This window comes from Gemmiger formicilis, assembly GCF_016900095.1.
Classification (GTDB): domain Bacteria; phylum Bacillota; class Clostridia; order Oscillospirales; family Ruminococcaceae; genus Gemmiger; species Gemmiger formicilis_A.
This window is the reverse complement of the sequence record NZ_JACJJP010000007.1, coordinates 42,200-62,828: the sequence shown is the minus strand read 5'-3', so window position 1 is coordinate 62,828 and position 20,629 is coordinate 42,200. Positions and strand designations below refer to the sequence as shown.

General features: G+C 63.4%; 18 protein-coding genes. 6 read left to right on the top strand and 12 right to left on the bottom strand.

The annotated features are described in order from the left end of the window. Positions 1–24 precede the first annotated feature (24 nt). From rdgB to infC, 12 genes are all read right to left on the bottom strand, one after another. The gene (rdgB, locus tag H6B15_RS05040; protein WP_204646737.1) at positions 25–657 is read right to left on the bottom strand and encodes an RdgB/HAM1 family non-canonical purine NTP pyrophosphatase; all 633 of its coding nucleotides are present in this window, start codon (positions 655–657) and stop codon (positions 25–27) included. Then, entirely contained in the window at positions 654–1,601 is a 948-nt protein-coding gene (gene ftsY, locus H6B15_RS05035) for a signal recognition particle-docking protein FtsY (RefSeq protein WP_204646733.1), read from the bottom strand. Before ftsY ends, rdgB begins: the two co-directional genes overlap by 4 nt. Before the next feature lie 43 nt (positions 1,602–1,644). Next, positions 1,645–5,202 (bottom strand): chromosome segregation protein SMC, encoded by a 3,558-nt coding sequence (gene smc, locus H6B15_RS05030; protein ID WP_204646732.1) that lies wholly within the window; start codon positions 5,200–5,202, stop codon positions 1,645–1,647. 18 nt (positions 5,203–5,220) lie between these two features. Further along, positions 5,221–5,892 carry a ribonuclease III gene (rnc, locus tag H6B15_RS05025; RefSeq protein ID WP_204646730.1) on the bottom strand — a complete coding sequence of 224 codons (672 nt, stop codon included), beginning with the start codon at positions 5,890–5,892 and terminating at the stop codon, positions 5,221–5,223. Between the two features lie 24 nt (positions 5,893–5,916). Beyond that, a complete protein-coding gene (plsX, locus tag H6B15_RS05020; RefSeq protein WP_204646729.1) occupies positions 5,917–6,933 on the bottom strand; it encodes a phosphate acyltransferase PlsX in 1,017 nt (338 codons plus the stop codon). Further along, a complete protein-coding gene (gene trmFO / locus H6B15_RS05015) occupies positions 6,930–8,252 on the bottom strand; it encodes a methylenetetrahydrofolate--tRNA-(uracil(54)-C(5))-methyltransferase (FADH(2)-oxidizing) TrmFO (RefSeq protein WP_204646727.1) in 1,323 nt (440 codons plus the stop codon). Before trmFO ends, plsX begins: the two co-directional genes overlap by 4 nt. A gap of 1 nt (position 8,253) precedes the next feature. Next, positions 8,254–10,344 (bottom strand): type I DNA topoisomerase, encoded by a 2,091-nt coding sequence (gene topA / locus H6B15_RS05010; protein WP_204646725.1) that lies wholly within the window; start codon positions 10,342–10,344, stop codon positions 8,254–8,256. 21 nt (positions 10,345–10,365) lie between these two features. Continuing rightward, the gene (dprA, locus tag H6B15_RS05005) at positions 10,366–11,469 is read right to left on the bottom strand and encodes a DNA-processing protein DprA (protein WP_204646723.1); all 1,104 of its coding nucleotides are present in this window, start codon (positions 11,467–11,469) and stop codon (positions 10,366–10,368) included. A 6-nt stretch (positions 11,470–11,475) separates the two neighbouring features. Then, the gene (locus H6B15_RS05000) at positions 11,476–12,261 is read right to left on the bottom strand and encodes a TrmH family RNA methyltransferase (protein WP_204646716.1); all 786 of its coding nucleotides are present in this window, start codon (positions 12,259–12,261) and stop codon (positions 11,476–11,478) included. A gap of 70 nt (positions 12,262–12,331) precedes the next feature. After that, entirely contained in the window at positions 12,332–12,685 is a 354-nt protein-coding gene (gene rplT / locus H6B15_RS04995) for a 50S ribosomal protein L20 (protein WP_204646714.1), read from the bottom strand. Positions 12,686–12,746: 61 nt separating this feature from the next. Next, positions 12,747–12,953, bottom strand: coding sequence for a 50S ribosomal protein L35 (gene rpmI, locus H6B15_RS04990; protein ID WP_204646712.1), 207 nt, complete (start codon positions 12,951–12,953; stop codon positions 12,747–12,749). Between the two features lie 24 nt (positions 12,954–12,977). After that, positions 12,978–13,586: a translation initiation factor IF-3 gene (infC, locus tag H6B15_RS04985; protein WP_204646710.1), complete on the bottom strand. Its 609-nt coding sequence runs from the start codon at positions 13,584–13,586 to the stop codon at positions 12,978–12,980. A gap of 292 nt (positions 13,587–13,878) precedes the next feature. Here infC and H6B15_RS04980 point away from each other — a divergent pair, with 292 nt between their 5' ends. Genes H6B15_RS04980 through H6B15_RS04955 form a run of 6 tightly spaced genes read left to right on the top strand, consistent with a single transcriptional unit; the run spans position 13,879 to position 18,989 of the window. Next, the gene (locus H6B15_RS04980) at positions 13,879–14,994 is read left to right on the top strand and encodes a D-alanine--D-alanine ligase family protein (protein ID WP_204646708.1); all 1,116 of its coding nucleotides are present in this window, start codon (positions 13,879–13,881) and stop codon (positions 14,992–14,994) included. After that, the gene (gene murI, locus H6B15_RS04975; RefSeq protein ID WP_204646706.1) at positions 14,994–15,809 is read left to right on the top strand and encodes a glutamate racemase; all 816 of its coding nucleotides are present in this window, start codon (positions 14,994–14,996) and stop codon (positions 15,807–15,809) included. The genes H6B15_RS04980 and murI overlap by 1 nt, the downstream gene beginning before the upstream one ends. A 33-nt stretch (positions 15,810–15,842) precedes the next feature. Further along, positions 15,843–16,289 (top strand): DUF1934 domain-containing protein, encoded by a 447-nt coding sequence (locus H6B15_RS04970; RefSeq protein ID WP_204646705.1) that lies wholly within the window; start codon positions 15,843–15,845, stop codon positions 16,287–16,289. A gap of 46 nt (positions 16,290–16,335) precedes the next feature. After that, positions 16,336–18,093 carry an arginine--tRNA ligase gene (gene argS, locus H6B15_RS04965; protein ID WP_204646704.1) on the top strand — a complete coding sequence of 586 codons (1,758 nt, stop codon included), beginning with the start codon at positions 16,336–16,338 and terminating at the stop codon, positions 18,091–18,093. A gap of 58 nt (positions 18,094–18,151) precedes the next feature. Further along, a complete protein-coding gene (locus tag H6B15_RS04960; protein WP_204646703.1) occupies positions 18,152–18,643 on the top strand; it encodes a DUF4234 domain-containing protein in 492 nt (163 codons plus the stop codon). Further along, positions 18,618–18,989 (top strand): DUF2752 domain-containing protein, encoded by a 372-nt coding sequence (locus H6B15_RS04955; RefSeq protein ID WP_204646702.1) that lies wholly within the window; start codon positions 18,618–18,620, stop codon positions 18,987–18,989. Before H6B15_RS04960 ends, H6B15_RS04955 begins: the two co-directional genes overlap by 26 nt. Positions 18,990–20,629: the final 1,640 nt, after the last annotated feature.

The window sequence follows — 20,629 nt, the reverse complement described above, 5'->3', positions numbered from 1 at the left end:
CTAAATCCTTTCGGTGATGTTGTTTTATTCGCCGAGAAATGCGGGCAGGGCCTGTTCCAGGCGTTCCATGGCCCGGCCGCGGTGGCTGATGGCGTCCTTTTCCCCGTCCGCCAGCTCGGCGTAGGACCGTCGGGCGGTGTTGGGGGTTGTGGTGCCGTCGGGCAGGCCCACACAGTCGGGCACAAAGAGCGGGTCATACCCGAAGCCGTTTTCCCCGGTCAGGCCGAAGGCCACGGTGCCGGGGCACTCCCCTTCCACCGTCAGTTCCCGGCCGTCGGGCAGCATGAGGCAGACGGCGGAGACAAACCGGGCGGCCCGCTTGCCGGCGGGGACATCCTTCATGGCGTCCAGCAGCTTCCGGTTGTTGGCGTCGTCGTCCCCGTGTACCCCCGCATAGCGGGCGCTGTACACGCCGGGGGCGCCGTTCAGGGCGTCCACGCACAGGCCGGAGTCGTCGGCCACGGTGGCAAGGCCGGTGGCTTTGCAGAAAGCTTCCGCCTTGATGCGGGCGTTTTCGGCAAAGGTGGTGCCGGTTTCCTCCGGGTCCAGGGTCACGCCCAGTTCCCGCAGGCTCTTCACCTCATGGCCGGCCCGCTCCAGAATGCGGCGCAGCTCCTTGAGCTTGCCCTGGTTGTTGGTGGCAGCGCAGAAGATCATGCCTGTTCCTCCTCTTTCTTGGGCAGTTCGGGCAGCAGGGCCTCGGAAAAGTCGGTGGCGGAGAAGAAAATCAAATCGTCGATCTTTTCCCCCACCCCCACAAAACGGATGGGCAGGCCCAGCTTTTCGTGCACGCCCAGGATGCAGCCGCCCTTGGGGGTGCCGTCCAGCTTGGTGAGCACCACGCCGGTGGCCCCCGCCGCCCGGCAGAATTCCTGAGCCTGGCTGATGGCGTTCTGGCCGGTGATGGCATCCAGAACCAGCAGCACTTCCAGACTGGCTTCGGGGCTGGCCTTTTTGACGCTGCGGGCGATCTTGGACAGCTCGTCCATCAGGCCCTTCTTGTTGTGCAGACGGCCAGCGGTATCGGCGATGACCATGTCATAGCCCCGGGCGTTGGCGCTCTGCACCGCGTCGAAGATGACGGCGGCGGGATCGGCGCCCTCCCCGGCCTTGACCAGGGGCACTCCGGCCCGGTCGGCCCAGGTTTCCAGCTGTTCGCTGGCCGCGGCACGGAAGGTATCCCCCGCCGCCAGCATGACCCGCTTGCCCAGGTCCTTGTACAGGTAGGCCAGCTTGGCAATGGTGGTGGTTTTGCCCACCCCGTTGACCCCGATGACCAGGACCACCGCCGGGTGACCGGTCAGGTCCATCTCGTCGTGGGGGGAGATTTCCAGCCGGATGATCTCCCGCAGCGCCTTGAGGGCCTGCTCGCCGGTCTTGAGGTGGTCGCGTTCCACCACGTCCCGCAGCTCATCCACCAGCCGCACGGCGGTGGACGGGCCCACATCGGCCAGAATCAGCTGTTCTTCCAGGTCGTTGTACAGATCATCGTCGATCTGGGAATTGGTCAGGGTGTTGACGATGGACTGGAAAAAGCCGGTGCGGGTCTTTTCCAGGCCGTCCTGCAGCTTCTTTTTTCTAAAACTGTCAAACAGGCCCATAGGGCACACCTCCGTGGGATATGTATAGGAAAATCCGGCGCGGTCAGTTGACCAGGTCGGCACTGACGTTGTTCAGGTCCAGGCGCAGCAGCTTGGAGACGCCGTCCTCCTGCATGGTCACACCGTACAGGACATCGGCGGCTTCCATGGTGCCGCGGCGGTGGGTGATGACGATGAACTGGGTCTTGTCGGTCATGCGGCGCAGATAGTTGGCATACCGGGTGACATTGACATCGTCCAGGGCGGCTTCGATCTCGTCCAGAATGCAGAAGGGCGAGGGGTTGACTTCCAGGATGGCAAAGTAGATGGAGATGGCCACCAGCGCCTGCTCGCCGCCCGAAAGGGCGGACAGGTTGCGGATGACCTTGCCCGGGGGGGACACTTCGATCTCGATGCCGGATTCCAGGACGTTGGATTCGTCCGACAGATACAGCCGGGCGGAACCGCCGCCGAACAGTTCCCGGAAGATATGGCCGAAGTTGCGGTTGATCTCCTTGAAGCTCTTGGAGAACATCTCCTCCATCTCGCCCCGCAGTTCCCCGATCATCCGGGTCAGCTCGGACTTGGAGCGCTCCACGTCGCTCACCTGGGCTTTGAGGAAATCGTACCGTTCCTTGACCTCTTTATATTCGTCGATGGCGCCCACGTTCACGTTGCCCAGAGCCCGGATCTTGCCCCGGACTTCGGCCACCTGACGGCGCAGGTCGGTGACGTTGGAAAATTCCACGCACAGGCCCTTGGCCTCCGCCTCGGTGAGCTGGTACTCGTCCCACAGCTTGGCGGCGGTGGTGTTCAGCTCGGTTTCGGCGGCGGTGCGGCGCTCGGCCAGGCGGGCCATCTCGCCGCTCATCCGTTCCCGCTCGTCGGTCAGGGCCCGGTTTTCCTGGCCCAGACGGGTGACGGCGGCTTCCTTCTCCATCCGGGCGGCGTTGGCCGTGCGGATGGTCTGTTCGGCGGCGGCGATCTTCTCCTTGGTTTCGGCGCGGGCCCGCTCGATCTCGGCCACACGCAGCTCGTTGGCCGCGATCTTCTGGCGGGCGGCCTCCATGGCAGCCTGCAGTTCCCGGGCCCGGGCTTCGGCTTCCCCGGTGCGGCCCCGCAGGGTCTCCAGGGCGGCCTCATGCAGGCCGATGTCCTTCTCCCCGGTGAGGCGGTTCATCTGGGCTTCGGAGAGAGAGGCGGTCAGGGCTTCCCGGCGGCGGCTGAGCTCGCCGGTGCTCTCGCCCAGCTGGGACAGCTCGGCGTTGTACTTGTCCAGTTCGGTCTGGGCGGCGGCGGCGCCGTTTTCGGCCTGGGCCCGGGCGGTGTCGTTCTCCTTCAGCTGGGTTTCCAGCTGCTGGATCTCGGCGCCCCGGCGCTGGGCCGCAGCGGTGCCCTCCTGCACGGCGGCGTCCAGCCGTTCCAGGTCCAGGCTGGCTTTCAGCCGGGCGGAGGCGGCGTTGACGCTCTCGCTCTCCGCCCCGGCCAGCTCGGCAGCCAGGGTATCGGCTTCTGCCTGGCGGGCTTTGGCTTCCCGCTCGGCGTCCGCCCGGCGCTGTTCCAGCTTCTTCAGCTTGACGCGCAGTTCTTCCAGCTCCTGCTTGCGGCTGAACACCCCCGCGCTGCGGGCGGTGGAACCACCGGTGAAGGAACCGCCGGCGTTGATGACCTGGCCGTCCAGAGTCACGATGCGGTTGCGGTAGCCCAGGTTCTTGGCCACGGCGGAAGCTTCTGCCAGGTCCTCCACCACGATGATGCGGCCCAGCAGGTTATCGATGATATGGCGGTAACGGTCGTCGGTGTCCACCAGGTCGGCGGCCACCTCGGCGGTGCCGGTAAGGCGGCCGTTGAACCGGTTGCCTTGGACGGTGTCCAGAGGCAGGAAGGTGGCGCGGCCGGCCCGCTCTTCTTTCAGGAAGGCGATGGCGGACCGGGCGCAGCGCTCGTCCTCCACCACGATGTTCTGCAGCGCAAAGCCCAGGGCCGTCTCGATGGCGGTCTCGTAGCCTTTGCGCACCGTGAGGATACCGGCCACCGGGCCGATGATGCCCCGCAGCCGGTTGGCCGCGGCGGCCCGCATGACCGTCTTGACGCTCTGCTGGTAGCCGTCCAGGTTGCGTTCCAGGTCTTCCAGAATGCGGATGCGCTGGGCGGTGTTGGAGCGGTCCCGGTCGGCCTTCTGCAGGGCGTCGGCGGCTTCGGCCTGCTGACGGCGGCGGCTTTCCAGCTTGAGTTTGAGCCCGGCCTTGATGTTGTCGCACCGGGTGACGTTGTCCTCCGCCTCTTTCAGGGCCTGGGCGGCCAGTTTCCGCTCGGCGTTCAGCCGGTCGGCGGCGCCGGAAGCGGCGGCGGCCTGGTTGCGCAGGCCCTCCAGCTGGGCACGGGCGGCTTCGGCGGCGGAAGTCAGGGATGCGGCCCGCACCTTCATGGTGGTGGCGGCGTCCTGCAGCCGGGCGATGGCGGCTTCCACCACGTCCCGGCGCTCGCCGCTCTGCAAGGCCTCCTGTTCCAGGGCGTTCATCTGCGCCCGCAGGTCGGAGATGGTCTTGTCCGCCTGGGCCAGCTGGGCGCGCAGGGTCTCGATGGCGTCCTGGTGCTCCCTGGTTTCGGCCTCAATGCCCTTGGCGCCCTCCCCGGCCCGGGCCAGTTCGGCCTCGGCGTCCCGGATCTGGGCCTGGGCGTGCTCGTTCTCGTTGTTCAGCACGGCGATCTGGCTGTCGCTGCCCGCCCCGGCTTCGGTCAGGGTGCGGATGTCGGCGTTGGCCTGCTCCACCTGGAGCATGAGCTGCTGGGCTTCCTCCCGCAGGGCTTCGGTCTTCTGGTCGAATTCATCCAGCTGGCGGGACAGGCGGGCGTAATCGGCCTCGGCAGCCTCATACCGGCGCTGCTGGTCCCGGGCGGCGTCCTGGGCACGGCGGATGGAGTCCACCCACAGGGTGACCTCCAGAGATTTGCGGGTCTCGGAGTATTCCAGGAACTTCTGGGCCTTCTCGCTGTCCCGCTTCAGCGGGCCCACCCGGCTTTCCAGTTCGCCCAGGATGTCCCGCAGGCGTTCCAGATTGCCTTCGGCGGCGGCCAGACGGCGCTCGGCCTCATTCTTGCGGTAGCGGAACCGGGCAATGCCGGAGGCTTCCTCAAAGATTTCCCGGCGCTCGGCGCTCTTGGCGCCCACGATCTCGGCCACGCGGCCCTGGCCGATGATGGCATAGCCGTCCCGGCCGAGGCCGGTATCCAGCAACAGTTCGTAGATATCTTTCAAACGGACGTTCTGCCCGTTGATGGTGTATTCACTTTCGCCGCTGCGGTAGTACCGGCGGCCGATGGTGACCTCCTCCGCGTCCATGGCCAGGCCGTGGTCGGCGTTGTCGATGGTCAGGCTGACGGCGGCGTAGCCCATGGCCCCGCGGGTCTGGGTGCCGCCGAAAATAACATCCTCCATCTTGCCCGCGCCGCGCAGCTGCTTGGAGCTGGTTTCGCCCATGACCCAGCGGATGGCGTCGGAGATATTGCTTTTGCCCGAACCGTTGGGGCCCACCACGCCGGTGATGCCGGCGCCGATGGCCACCTTGGTGCGGTCCGGGAAGGACTTGAAGCCCTGGATCTCAAGTTCTTTTAAGCGCATGCAGGCGGGTTCCTTTCATCAGGGATTCAGTTCGGCAAGGGCCTGCTTGGCGGCCTGCTGTTCCGCGGCCTTCTTGCTCCGGCCTTTGCCGGTGGCCAGGGCCTTGCCGTTGAGGGTGACTTGCACCTCAAAGGTCTTGTCGTGGTCGGGGCCGGACTGGCCCACCACCGCATACCGCAGTTCGGCGCCAGGTTTTTCCTGCACCAGTTCCTGCAGTTTGGTCTTGTAGTCGGGGTCCGCGGTCTTGCCCTCGGTGATGAAGGGCAGGATGAAGTTGCGGGCCACCTCCATGCCGCCGTCCAGATACAAAGCGGCGATGAGAGCCTCGAAGGCGTCGGACACCACGCTGGGGCGGGTGCGCCCGCCGCCCAGCTCCTCGCCGTGGCCCAGGCGCAGATAGCTGCCCAGGTCGATCTCGGCGGCAAAGCGGAAGAGGGCTTCCTCCGAAACCAGGGCGGCCCGCATGCGGGTCAGCTCACCTTCGGGGCGGGAGGAGTGATGGAACAGGTAGTCCGCCACCACCACCGACAGCACACTGTCGCCCAGGAATTCCAGGCGCTCGTTGTGGTGGGTGGGCACCTTGGATTCGTTGGCAAAGCTGGTGTGGGTCATGGCAATGCGCAGCAGGGCCGGGTTCTTGAACTGATAATGCAGCACCTGTTCCAGCTTTTCAAAAGAGCGGTTCGGCATACAGGATTCGTCCTTTCGGTTGACTCATTCCTGCACGGCGGCCATGGTCTCGGCCAGAGCCTTCTCCATGGTGCCGCACAGATCGTTTTCCACGCAGGTCTTGGCCTGGCGGATGGCATTCTTGATGCCCCGGGCCTTGCTGGACCCGTGGGCCTTGATGACCGGCCTGGCGGCGCCCAGCAGAGGCGCACCGCCCACTTCCTCCGAGTCCATCATCTTTTTCAGGCCCCGCAGGCCGTCCTTGATGGTCAGATAGGCCAGTTTTGTGAACAGATTCTTGAGGAAAATGGGCTTGAGCATCCCCAGCAGGCTGGTGGCCACGCCCTCGGTGAGCTTGAGCACCACGTTGCCCACAAACCCGTCGCAGACCACCACGTCCACCTTGCCTTCCGGGATGTAGCGGGGCTCGATGTTGCCCACGAACCGGATGGAGGGGTTGGCTTTCAGCTTCTGGTGGGCTTCCCGGTACATGGGGGTGCCCTTGTGGTCCTCGGCGCCGTTGTTGACCAGGGCCACGCTGGGATTGGGGCGGCCCATGACCTTCTCGGCATAGACGCTGCCCATGGTGCCGAAGGCGTTAAGCATGTCGGCGCGGCACTCGGCGTTGGCGCCGCAGTCCAGCAGCAGGTAGTGCTGCTGGATGCCGGGCATGGGGGTGGCCAGGGCCGGGCGCTTGACCCCCTTGACGGTGCGCACAATCAGGCTGGTGGCCACATGCAGCGCGCCGGTGGAGCCGGCGGAGACGAAGGCGTCGCCCTCACCCTTTTTGAGCATGGTCAGGCCCTTCACCAGGCTGGAATCCGGCTTGTGGCGGGCAGCCTTGACCGGGTCGTCCTCCATGGTGACCACTTCGGTGCAGTTCACGATCTCAAAAGGTGTCAGGTCGATGTTCAGTTCGGCGGCCGCCTGGCGGATAACCTCCTCCTGGCCCAGCAGGGCGATGGTCATGCCCTGGCCGAACTCCTTCACGGCATCGGCCGCGCCCTGCAATACGGCGTTGGGGGCGTTGTCGCCGCCCATCACATCCAAAAGAATCTTCATTCCACGTCCTCCTGTTGGGCCACCCAGCCGGCCATGTCGGTCTGGGCGGCGTTGGAAAGCGCCATGTAGCGTTCCCGCTTGTCCCGGATGGCGTTGATCTCCTCGGTGCGGGGCAAGATACCCATGTTGGCGCCCATGGGCTGGAAATCCTTGTTGGGGGTCATGAGATAGTCGATCAGCGCGCCGCACATGGTGGCCGCCGGGGGCGGGGTGTAGTGCTTGCCCTGCAGCCGGGCGTAGATCGACCGCGCGGCCAGCAGGCCGCTGGCGGCGCTTTCCATGTAGCCTTCAAAGCCGGTGATCTGCCCGGCAAAGAAGACGTTGGGATGCTGTTTCAGGCTCTGGTCGGGGGCCAGCACCTTGGGGGCATTCAGGAAGGTGTTGCGGTGCATGACGCCGTAGCGCATGAACTCGGCGTTTTCCAGGCCCGGAATCATCCGGAACACCCGCTTCTGCTCGCCCCATTTCAGGTTGGTCTGGAAGCCCACCAGGTTGTACAGGGTCCGGGCGGTGTTTTCCGCCCGCAGCTGGACGTTGGCCCAGGGGCGGTGCCCGGTGTTGGGGTCCTTGAGGCCCACCGGGCGCAGAGGACCGAACCGGATGGTGTCCGCGCCCCGGGCGGCCATGACCTCGATGGGCATACAGCCCTCATACACGGTCAGGTCCTTGTCGGCGTCGTGGAGGGGAGCCCGCTCGGCGCCGATGAGGGCGGTGTGGAAGGCCTCGTACTCCGCCTTATTGAAGGGACAGTTCAGGTAGTCCGCCTCTCCCCGGCCGTACCGGGAGGCGGCAAACACCTTGTTGTAGTCGAGACTTTCGGCGGTGACGATGGGGGCCACCGCGTCGTAGAAATTCAGTTCTTCCCCGCCGGAGAGAGCCGCCACGGCCTGGGCCAGGGCGCCTTCGGTCAAGGGGCCGGTGGCCACCAGGATGGGGGCGTCCTCCGGGATTTCGGTGACTTCCTGCCGGTGCACCGTGATACCCGGGCAGTTTTCCACCATGCGGGTGACCTCGGCGCTGAACCGGTCCCGGTCCACGGCCAGGGCGCCGCCGGCGGCCACCCGGGCCGTCTCGGCGGCCCGGAGCAGATGGCTGCCCATGGCGCGCATCTCCAGCTTGAGCAGGCCGGAAGCAGAGTCCGGGCGCTCGGCTTTCAGGGAGTTGGAGCAGATGAGCTCCGCAAAGCCCTCGCTTTTGTGGGCGGGGGAAAAATGCACCGGTTTCTGCTCGTACAGGTCCACCTGCACCCCGTGTTCCGCCAGCCAGAGGGCGGCTTCGCACCCGGCCAGGCCGGCGCCGTATATCGTAATCTTGTGCATGTTACTCCTTCTTGGGGGCGGCATCCTTGGTAAAGCCGCAGCCCTCTTTCAGGCAGATGAGCTGCCCCTTGCGCTTGAACAGGGTGCTGTTGCACTGGGGGCAGCGCTCGGTGACCGGCTCGTCCCAGGTCATGAAGTTGCAGGTGGGGTAGTTGCCGCAGCCGTAATACACACGGCCCTTGGCGCTCTTGCGCAGCAGCATGTGGCCGCCGCACACCGGGCACAGGCCGCCGGTGTCCTTGACCAGCGGGTGGGCGTTGCGGCATTCCGGGAAGCCGGAGCAGGCCACGAACTTGCCGTACCGCCCCGACTTGATGACCATGGGACGGCCGCACTTGTCGCAGATCTCGTCGGTGGGGATGTCCGCCACCTTGACCTTCTTGCCCTCCATGTCCTTTTCGGCTTTTTCCAGGCTCTGGGCAAAGCCCTGGTAGAACTCGTCCACCGTCTGCACCCAGTCGGCCTGGCCGTTTTCCACCACGTCCAGCTTCTTTTCCATCTCGGCGCTGAAGGTGGGGTCCACGATGTCGGGGAATTCCTCCAGCATAACCTGGTTCACCGCCTGGCCCAGGGGGGTGGTTTTCAGCTTCTTGTTTTCCTTTTCCACATAGCCCCGGTCGATGATGGTGCTGATGGTGGGGGCGTAGGTGGAAGGACGGCCGATGCCGTTCTCTTCCAGGGCGTGGATGAGGGCGGCTTCGGTGTACAGCGGCGGCGGCTGGGTGAACTTCTGGTCCGCCGTCAGTTTATGCAGATTCAGCGCCTGCCCGGCTTCCAGCGGGGGCAGGGCGGTTTCTTTCTTCTTGGTGTCGTCGGTGGCTTCCTCGTACAGGGCGGTGAAGCCGTCGAAGGTGACGGTGTAGCCGGAGGCGCGGAAGAGCCAGTCCCCCGCCCCCACGGTCACCGACATGGTGTCCATGAGGCAGTCGGCCATCTGGCTGGCCATGAAACGGGACCAGATCAGCCGGTACAGCCGGGCGGTGTCCCCGGAGATGCTCTTTTCCACCTCGTCGGGGGTCAGCTCGGGCATGGAAGGCCGGATGGCTTCGTGGGCGTCCTGGGCCGCGGTGGCGGAACGGGACTTCCAGTGGCGTTGGGTGGGGCAGACATACTTTTCGCCCCAGCGGCCGCCGATGAAGCTCTTGGCGGCGGCCACCGCCTCGTCGGAGATACGCAGCGAGTCGGTACGCATATAGGTGATCAGACCCACGGTGCCGTGGCCCTCGATGTCCATGCCTTCGTACAGGGTCTGGGCCGCCCGCATGGTGCGGGTGGCGGAAAAGCCGAAGGCACGGCTGGCGTCCTGCTGCAGGGTGGAGGTGATGAAAGGCGGGGCGGGAGCGCGGCGGCGCTTGCCCTTGTCCACCTTGGCCACGCTGTAGGGCTTGCCTTCCAGGGAGGCCAGAATTTTGTCCGCCTCCTCCTTGGTGCGCACGGTGACCTTTTTGCCGTCGGCGGAAGCGGACAGCCGGGCGGTGAAGGAGGCGCCGCCCCCGGCGGGTTTCAGGTTGGCGTCGATGTTCCAGTATTCCTCGGGCACAAAGCGCTCGATCTCCAGTTCCCGGTCCCGGATCAGGCGCACAGTGACGCTCTGCACACGGCCGGCGGACAGCCCCCGGCGCACCTTGCGCCACAAAAACGGGCTGAGCTTGTAGCCCACCAGGCGGTCCAGTTCCCGCCGGGCCTGCTGGGCGTTGAACAGGTCCATATCGATGGCCCGGGGATGGGCCATGCCTTCCTTGACGCCCTTCTTGGTGATCTCGTCAAAGGTGACGCGGTTGGGCGCCGCCGGGTCCAGGCCCAGCAGGTTGGCCAGATGCCAGCTGATGGCTTCCCCTTCCCGGTCCGGGTCGGTGGCCAGCAGCACGCCGTCGCACTTCTTGGCTTCGGTTTTCAGCTCCTTGACCAGCTTCTGCTTGCCCTTGATGGTGATATATTTGGGGGTATAGCCGTGTTCAATGTCAATGCCCAGCTGGCTGGCCGGCAGGTCGCGCACGTGGCCCATGCTGGCTGTGACTTTGTACCCGCGGCCCAGGTACTTGCCAATGGTCTTGGCCTTGGCCGGGGATTCCACAATGACTAATTTTGGCATAGCTTCGCTCCTGAAAAAATTTTACCGTTGGGCGGTATACAATTGCCCCGGGTGAGAGGCGGCGGCACCGGCAAATTCCAGTTCCATCAGCGCCGCCTGCACCTGCTGGATGGGCAGGCCGGTGTCCGTCACCACCTGGGCCGGGGTGCGGGGCACCGGGCCCAGGGCCTGCAGCACCAGGCGGGCTTCCTCGGTGAGAGGAATCTCCTCCGCCCCGGATTCAGCCGTCGGCGGCGGGTCCTCCGCCTGCATCTCCAGCGCATGCAGCACGTCCCGGGCTTCGCACAGCGGGCGGGCCCTGCCCTCCCGCAGCAGATCGTTGGTGCCTTCGCTGGTGGGGCTGTAAATGCTGCCCGGCACGCTGAACACCGGGCGGCCGTACCGCACCGCATGGGAGACCGTATTCAAGGTGCCGCTGCGGCGGCGGGCCTCGGTGACGCAGACCGCCTCGGACAGGCCGGCAATCAGCCGGTTGCGGGCCAGAAAGGTGCCGGTGGTCTTGCCCTGGTAGTCGGGCGGGTATTCGCTCACCACCGCCCCGCCCCCGGCCTCGATGGCAGACCGCAGAGGGGCGTTGGCGGCGGGAAAGGTCTTGTCGATGGCGGTGCCCAGAAAGGCCACGGTGGGGGTGCCTGCCTCCACGGCGGCCCGGTGGGCCTCGGCGTCCAGGCCGTCGGCCAGACCGCTGACCACCACCGCCCCCGCCCGGGCCAGGTTCAGCGCCAGGTCATGGCAGGCCTGCTGGCCGTACCGGCTGGGGCGCCGGGTGCCCACCATGGCCACATACCGCCCGCCGCTGAGGCAGGCGATGTTTCCGGTGACATACAGCACCACCGGCATGTCCGGCAGGGTGCGCAGACGGTCGGGGTAATCGATGTCCTGGGGGGTGAGGATCTCCACCCCCAGGCGGGCACAGGCTTCCAGCCGGGATTGCAGGGCGGCAGGGTCGGTGGTCATCAGCCGGGCCCGGGCGGTTTTGTGCAGGGCCGTGGGCAGCGGGCCGTTGCCCTGCAGCCGTTCATACAGGGTCTGAGGGTCCGGGCACTGCCGCAGCAGTTCCCGGGCGCTGCGGCAGCCGGAACCCAGTCCGTCTGCCAGCCACATCCAGTACAACGCGGTATCCATTGTACATCAAACTCCTCTGAAATGCCACAGCAAAACGCTGCCAGCCACCCCGGCGTTCAGGCTTTCCACCCGGTCGGTCATGGGGATGCGCACAGCGGCGTCGCAGGCGGCCACGGCTTCGTCGGTCAGGCCCTGGCCCTCGCTGCCGATGACCACGCACACCCCGCCGGGCAGGTCGGTGCCCACCTCCTGCAAAGGCCGGGCCTTGTACAGGGCCGCCGCCAGGCAGGTGACGCCCCGGGCCCGCAGGGTGCCCAGAGCAGCGGGCAGGTCGGCACAGACGCCCACAGGCAGCCGCCCCGCCGCCCCCATGGAGGCGCGGAGCACCTTGGGGGAGAAGGGCGCGGCACATCCGGGGCCCAGCAGAACCGCATCAAACCCGAAGGCCGCGGCGCTGCGCAGCAAAGTGCCCACGTTGCCGGGGTCCTGCACCCCTTCCAGGGCCAGGATGCGGCGGGCAACTGCCAGCAGCGGGGCCGGGTCGGTGGAAGGTTCCCGGAACAGCCCGAAAACATTCTGGGAAGAGCGGGTCCCGGCCAGCTTTTCGGCCACATGGGGGGCAATCACGGTGGTGCAGTCCCGGAAGGCGGCCAGGGCCGGGGTGCGGTCCAGGGCCGCCTGGGTGGCGTACAGCTCGGTGAGGGTACAGTCCTTGGCCAGCTCCAGGCAGAGCTTGGGACCCTCGGCAAAGAAAAGCCCCGCTTCGGCGCGCTGTTTTTCGCTGTCACGCAAAGCGCACACCCGCTTGATGCGGGCGTTGTCCCGGCTGGTGATCACAGGTAAGATGTCCATAAAAATGCTCACAATTCCAAAAAAGACGCACGCGCATGTGCGCGGGCGTCTTTGGGTGGTTCGTTTTCGATTACAGAGCCTTCTTGGCGGTCTCCACCAGAGCGGTGAAGCTGGCGGGATCGTGGATGGCCATTTCGGACAGCATCTTGCGGTTCAGCTCCACGCCGGCCTTCTTCAGACCGTTCATGAAGGTGGAGTAGTTCATGCCCTGGGCACGGGCCGCGTTGTTGATGCGGGTGATCCACAGGTTGCGGAACTGGCGCTTCTTCAGCTTGCGGCCGACGAAAGCGTAGTTGCCGGACTTCATCACGGCCTGCTTGGCCATGCGGAAATGCTTGGACTTGGAGCCGTAGTAGCCCTTCGCCAGTTTCAGGGTCTTGGTGCGACGCTTGTGCGTCATGGTAGCGCCTTTGATACGAGCCATTGTATTCTATCTCCTTTTATACAGTCATATTCAAACCGGTGGTTTCGTGCGGGGTGGGCAATCAGCCGCCGTAGGGCATCATGCGGCGCACGGTGGCCTCGTTGGTCTTGTCCACATAGTGGTTCATGCGCAGACCGCGGGTCAGCTTGGTGGTCTTCTTGGTCAGGATATGACGGCGCTTGGACGCATTGCGCTTGATCTTGCCGGTGCCGGTCATCTTGAAGCGCTTTTTGGCGCCGGAGCAGGTCTTCAGTTTGAGCTTTGCCATTTTGTTTTTCCTCCTAATATTGGGTTACTTGGTGGGCGCGGGCGACATGAACATCATCATGCTGCGGCCTTCCAGCTTGGGCTGTTTGTCAACAACACCCTTGCCTTCCAGCTGTTCGGCAAAACGACGATGCACGTCCAGGCCCAGGTTGGTGTGCGCCATCTCACGGCCGCGGAACCGGATGGAAACCTTGAGCTTGTGGCCCTGTGCCAGGAACTTGGCCGCCTGATTGACCTTGGTGTTGAAGTCGTTGGTGTCGATGTTCAAAGAAAGACGGATCTCCTTGACTTCCACGACTTTCTGGTTCTTTTTGGCTTCCTTTTCGCGCTTCTGCATTTCAAAGCGGTACTTGCCGTAATCAAGGATCTTGCACACCGGGGGCTTGGCCTGCGGGGCGACCTTGACCAGATCCAGGTCCTGATCCATGGCCATGCGCAGTGCGTCGCGGGGAGACATGATGCCCATCTGGGAGCCGTCGGCCCCGATCAGGCGAATCTCTTTGTCGCGAATGCGCTCGTTGATCTCCAGTTCCTTGGTAGTGTTAGTGCTGGCGATTGGAATACACCTCCCATACAAAACGTAAAGTGAATAACAAAAGCGGCTGCCGTAAAAAGCAGCCGCCGAACAGACCATACCATGCCGAAGCAGACCCGTGGGCCGCAGTCTTCGGTATCTATGACCCGGAGCCTTTGCGGCCCGCAAGGTGAACGACGGCATTCTAGCCGGACGCTGCTTTTTTTACAACCGTTATCTTACCACGGGAACAGGGCGTTGTCAAGCACTTTTTCGGCCCCGCCGGCCGCCGGAAAAGTTTTTTCCAATATTTTTTCTTTTTTGGGCAAACATCTTTTAACCCGTGGGCAAATATGCTATTATTATAAGCTGAAATGTTATGCGTTTCAATACATGAGGGGATGTAATCTGTATGGTTGAAGATAAACAGATCCGCCTGGCATTGTTCTTCGGCGGTGTATCCAGTGAACACGAGGTCAGCTGCGTATCCGCGGCGGCCTGGCTGCGGGCTTTGGGCCAGCCGCCCTGTGCCGGGCGCTATGCCGTCACGGCGGTGGGCATTACCAAGCAAGGCCGTTGGCTGCGCTACACCGGCCCCGCCGACCGGGTGGAGGATGGCAGCTGGGAAACCGACGCCGCCCACAGCGCCCCCTGCGCCCTGAGCCCCGACCGCACCCTGCGCGCCCTGCTGGTGAAGGAAAGCGACGGCTGGCGGGAACAGCCGGTGGACGTGGCGGTGCCGGTGCTGCACGGCAAAAACGGCGAGGACGGCACCATCCAGGGACTGTTTGAGCTGGCGGGCCTGCCCTATGTGGGCTGCGGCGTGCTGGCCAGCGCCGTGTGCATGGACAAAGTGGTGGCCAACACCGTGATGGACGCTTCCGGCGTACCCCACTGCGCCTGGTGCTTCGCCGTCCGCGCCGACCTGGAAGCCGACGCCGACAAGGTGCTGGACACGGTCGAAGCCAAGCTGCCCTACCCCATCTTCGTCAAGCCGGCCAACGCCGGGTCCAGCGTGGGCATCTCCAAGGCCCGGGACCGGGCCGAGCTGCGCAAGGCGGTGGATGTGGCCCTGGCCGAGGACGACAAGGTTGTCTTTGAGGAGTTCATCGACGGCCAGGAGGTGGAGTGTGCCGCCATCGGCAACCCCGACGCCCCCGACACCGTCTTCACCACCCATCCCGGCGAGATCCTGGCCGGGGCGGAGTTCTACACCTACGACGACAAGTACAAAAACGGGGTGTCCCAGGTGCTGATCCCCGCCCGGCTGAGCCAGGCCAAGCTGGATGAGGTGCAGGCGCTGGCCCGCCGGGCCTATCTGGCCCTGGGCTGCGCCGGGCTGTCCCGCTGCGACTTCTTTGTGCAGAAGGGCACCGGCCGGGTTTTGTGCAATGAGTTGAACACCTTCCCCGGGTTCACGGCCATCAGCATGTACCCCAAGCTGATGGAAAAGGAGGGGCTGAGCTTTTCGGCGCTGGCGGACCGTCTGATTCACCTGGCGCTGACCAAGCGGAAGGGAGCCTATTGATGGATACAAGGCCCATCGGAGTGTTTGACAGCGGCCTGGGCGGTCTGACCGCCGTGCGCCAGCTGCGCCGGGTTCTGCCCGGTGAGGACATCATCTATTTCGGCGATACCGGCCGGGTGCCTTACGGCAGCCGAGGCCGGCAGACCATCCTCCAGTACGCCCGGCAGGACATCCGGTTTTTGCTGAGCCAGAACGTCAAGTTCCTCATGGCCGCCTGCGGCACCGTCTCTTCCACCTACCCGTCGGAGGAGGCCTCCCGCCTGCCGGTGCCCTACACCGGGGTGGTGGGGGCCGCCGCCCGCAAGGCCGTCACCCTGACCCGCAACCATCGGGTGGGGGTCATCGGCACGGCGGCCACCATCCGCAGCGGGTCCTATGCGGCGCTGCTGAAGGACCTGATGCCGGACATCCAGATCACCGCCAAGGCCTGCCCGCTGTTTGTGCCCCTGGTGGAGAGCGGCCACGTGCAGGACGGCGACCCGGTGACCACCCTGGTCATTGAGCAGTATCTGACCGAGCTGCGGGACGCCGGGGTGGACACCCTGATTTTGGGCTGCACCCACTATCCCCTGCTGAAAAAGATGATCGGGGATTTCATGGGGGCGGACGTGGCCCTCATCGACCCGGGCAAGGTCACGGCCATCGAGACCGCCGCCGCCCTGGCCGACCTGGAACTGACCAACGGCCGCACCGAAGGCGGGCGGGTGCGCTACTACGTGAGCGACACCCCCGAGGCCTTCCAGGAACTGGAGACCCTGTTCCTGGGCGAGTACGCCGGCGGCCCGGTGGAGCAGATTGCCATCGAGACCTACTGACAAGGTACAATACTATATAAGGATAGAAAGAACATGCAGGACAATTACCTGATCACCATCCGCGGCACCATGCAGCAGAACGGCGAAGAGGACAGTGTGGAGCTGATGACCCGGGGCAAGTTCACCCAGCGGGGTTCGGCCTACTACATTGTGTACGAGGAGACCGAGGCCACCGGTTATGCGGGGTGCACCACCACCGTCAAGGCCACTCTGGACGGCCAGCAGGTGGTGATGACACGGTTCGGCAAGGTGCCCAGCCAGCTGGTGATCGAAAAGGGCATCCGCCACATCTGCCATTACGAGACCGGGTACGGGTCCATCTCCCTGGGGGTGGCCGCCGACGTGATCGAGCTGTTTCTGGGCGAGAACGGCGGCCGGCTGAAGTTCAGCTACACCCTGGATTCGGGCGGCGAGAACTTCATCAGCCGCAACCTGGTGGACATCACGGTGGAGCAGCTGCCCACCGAAGTGGAAGAATAAGCATCCTCCCTTTTGGGGATTTTTGAGTTAAACGGAGGTTTCAAACATGAAGTACGAACACTACAACCCCCGCCAGGCCGCCCTGGATGCGGCCCGGGGTCTGCTGCAGGGCGCCGCTGAAGCCGCCATGGAGTCCGGCGCGCTGCCCCGCGCCGAGCTGCCCGCCTTTATCGTGGAGATTCCGGCGGACGTGAAGAACGGCGATGTGGCCAGCAACCTGGCCATGGCCGGCGCCCGTGTGTTCCGCAAGGCACCCCGGCAGATCGCCGAGGCCATTGTGGGCTGCCTGGACCTGACCGGCAGCGCCTTTGACCGGGCGGAGATTGCCGGTCCCGGCTTCATCAACCTGTATCTGGGCACCGGCTGGTTCACCGACGTGGTCCGCGCCGCCTGCTCCGAGCCGGAATACGGCCGCACCGAGGCGGGCGCCGGCAAGAAGTACAACGTGGAGTTTGTTTCCGCCAACCCCACCGGCCCCATGCACATGGGCAACGCCCGGGGCGGCGCCCTGGGCGACTGCCTGGCCGCCTGCCTGGACTGGGCCGGGTACGACGTGACCCGGGAATTCTACATCAACGACGCGGGCAACCAGATCCAGAAGTTCGGCAAGAGCCTGGCCATCCGGTACCTGCAGCTGTTCAAGGGCGAGGAGGCCTGCCCCCTGCCCCAGGAATGCTACCAGGGCCACGACATCATCGAGCATGCCAAGAACTTTGCCGCCGAGCACGGCGACGCCTATGTGAACGCCGACTTCGAGGAGCTGAAGAAGGCCATCACCGACTACGCCCTGCCCAAGAACATCGAAGGGCTGCAGCGTGACCTGGGCAAGTACCGCATCACCTACGACGTGTGGTTCCATGAGAGCACCCTGCATGAATCCGGCGCGGTGAAGGCCGTGGTGGACAAGCTGCTGGAGTCCGGTGCCTGCTACAAGGCCGAGGACGGCGCCATCATGTACAAGAGCGCCCAGTTTGCCGCCAAGTACGGCGTGGCCAACAAGCGCAAGACCACCGACGGCACCGAGGAGGAAGCCAAGGATGAAGTGCTGGTGCGCGCCAACGGCATTCCCACCTACTTTGCCGCCGACATCGCCTACCACTACAACAAGCTGGCCGTGCGCGGCTTTGACAAGGCCATCGACGTGTGGGGCGCCGACCACCACGGCCACGTGGCCCGCATGAAGGGCGCCATGGACGCCGTGGGACTGGACGGCAGCCGTCTGGACGTGGTGCTCATGCAGATGGTCAACCTGATGCGGGACGGCAAACCGGTGCGGATGTCCAAGCGGACCGGCAAGGCCATCACCCTGACCGACCTGCTGGATGAGGTGCCCATCGATTCCGCCCGCTTCTTCTTCAACCAGCGGGAAAGCACCTCCACCCTGGACTTTGACCTGGACCTGGCCGTGCGCAACGACAGCGAAAACCCGGTGTACTATGTGCAGTACGCCCACGCCCGCATCTGCTCCATCCTGAAGAAGCTGGAGAGCGAGGGCATCACCTTCCGGGGCATGGAGGCCGTGGACGCCGCCGTCCTCACCGACCCCAGCGAGCTGGCCCTGATCCGGCTGCTGGCCGCCTTCCCCGCCGAGATTGCCGCCGCGGCCGAAAAGTATGACCCGGCCCGCATCACCCGCTTTGTCATCGACCTGGCCAGCGCCTTCCACCGGTTTTACAACTCCTGCCGCATCCTGGGCGCCGAGGACGCCGTCCTTCAGGGCCGCATTGCCCTGTGCCTGGCCGTGCGCGGGGTGATCCGCAACGTGCTGACCATGTTCAAGATCAGCGCCCCCGAGAGCATGTGAATCTTTCCGGCGGGCCCTGCCGCCGGTGGATGTATAAAAAAGCGAAGGAGGATTCCCTATGAAAACCTGTCCCCGCTGCGGCACTTCCTGTGCCGACAATGACCGTTTCTGCCCCACCTGCGGCCAGCCCATCCCCGAAGACACGGCCCCCAACAACGACCAGGGTCCCCGCTATGAACAGGCCCCGCCCCCGCCGTACAACGCCTACCAGCCCGGCTACCAGCGCCCCACCCGCAGCGTGGCCCTGGCCATCGTGCTGAGCATCATCACCTGCGGCATCTACGGCATCTACTGGTTTGTGGTGCTCAACGATGAGATCAACGCTCTGACCGGCGACGCCAGCGCCCCCAGCGGCATTGTGGTGTTCCTGCTGAGTTTGGTCACCTGCGGTATTTACGGTATCTACTGGGCCTATGTGATGGGCCGCAAGGTGGCTTACCTCAACCGCACGGCGGACAGCGGCATCATCAACCTGATCATTGCCCTGTTCGGGTTCCAGATCATCAACCTGGCCCTGTTCCAGGATGCTGTCAACCATTACGCCGGCTAAGCGCCGCAAACTGCGCACCCTGGCGCTGGTATGCGGTATCGGGGCCGTATACGCGGCGTTTGCCGCCCGCTTCGGCGGGATTCCCTGCCCCATCCGGCTGGTGACCGGGCTGAAATGTCCGGGGTGCGGAGTGACAACCCTGCTGCTGCACCTTCTGCGGGGCGACTGGGCAGGCGCTTTTGCCGCCAATCCCTTTCTGCTGGCCACATCACCGCTGCTGGCGGCGATCCTGTGGCGTTTTTGGTGGGAAGACACCCGCCCCGGCAAAACCTGGCAGATCACGGCGGTCGTGTACATTGCCGCACTGCTGATCTGGGGTGTTGCCCGCAATTTCTGCGGTCTATAATCAAAAAAACGGGATGCAGACCCTTGGTTCAAGGGCTGCATCCCGTTTTTAGGTACACCGGACATATTTATTATACCACATCCGTCAATGCATTATCCATCCATAACATGAACAAATATTTCATTTCAGCTTTGGCGTTTCTGCGAATGGACGGGACCGGACCCCCGTGCTATAGTATAATCACAGAAAGAAAACAGCCGGAGATAAGGAACCACAGAAAGTTCCAAGACAGCCACTTTCAAAAGGAACCGAAAAAGGCGCGGATACTCTTTCGACAGCTTACAGACGATTTCTCTAAAGTATGAACACCCGGTTCAGAACCAGATGGTTCCGAAAATGGGAAAGCAGCTTCAAAGAGAACACTGTAGGGACTCCGTAAAGAGGAAGCCGAAGAGCCATCGGAGAACTTGAAAGACGTGCAAAGGCTAGGCCGGCAGGATTCGTAAGGAAGGAGGCTCAGCCCGATGGCAAACTTCAAAGATCCCATTCATCACCGGCGGGCCTGGGCCTGCTGAAGAAAAACGAACCACATTGACAGCCGCAGGTCATTACCTGTAAAAGAAGTAATCAACCGATGATCGGTTCGTATAATAGAGATCAGCAGTCCCAGGGCCCGTCAAAGTTAGGACCCCAGCGTTTCGAATAGATTAGATGAAAGGAACGTAAAGTCTGACCTCATGGCCGGTGATTCCCGAAGGTAAAAGGATTCCGAAAGGAAACCGAAACGGCAAAATAAATCGTTAGGCCCGTAAGCTTAAAGGTTTTGAGCAAGTAAAAAAATTCCGACAAAAACTTTCCGAATAAATCTTTCCTTAAAAAGAAAGAGAAGCACTAAGAAAGTAAGTTCAGGAATAAGATGGGAACAAGATAACGGCCGGAAGTATCTTAGATGCGAATGGTTTGAACCGAAAGGTTCAGCCTTAAAAGTTCGATCTACGTTCATCTAACCAGTGGGAGATAACGCCAATGTACAGTTGATAAAGAGGGATGCATCCTCTGGCAGTAAACCCTTACCCGCAAACTCAGTGATCAGCAAAATCTGTTCAAATCGTTCTTTGGTAACAAACGCTTCGAAAAGGAAATCCCCTCGCAAAAGGTTTTGCGTACAGACCGCAGAAAATCAAACCAGACAAAATTGAATCGTAACCCATAAGATGTTGTAGAAGGTTCCTTTCCGAGGGAATCCGGAGATAACATCGTCAGATGGAAACCGAAACAAACTTGAATGGCCGGCCAACCTGAGATACGGAAGGCAAGATTGATGAACCTGCTTACGCAGATCCCGGGATAACACTCCAACCTCTTTTAAGCGCAAATCCCAAGATCCAATGGCAGACCCTGAAAAATCCGATCGATCGGATCACTGAAATCACCTTCGCAACGGAGCGGATCAAATCCAAAAAGTTCTGAAAACCATGATCCGCATACAACGAATACAGGGTATGAGGCTATGACTCCAATCAAGTAGTACCGCCCCGGCGCACCAAGGTGCGCCGGGGCTTTTTGTTTGTGTCTGTGCCTTCTCCCCGGTCCCGCCCGTCGGGCGTCCGGGATAAGGGCCCCTTCGCCCATCAGACGAGCTTTTTTCTTGGCTTTTTCCCCGGCACGGTTGCATAATGGCGTGCCGGACGATATAATAG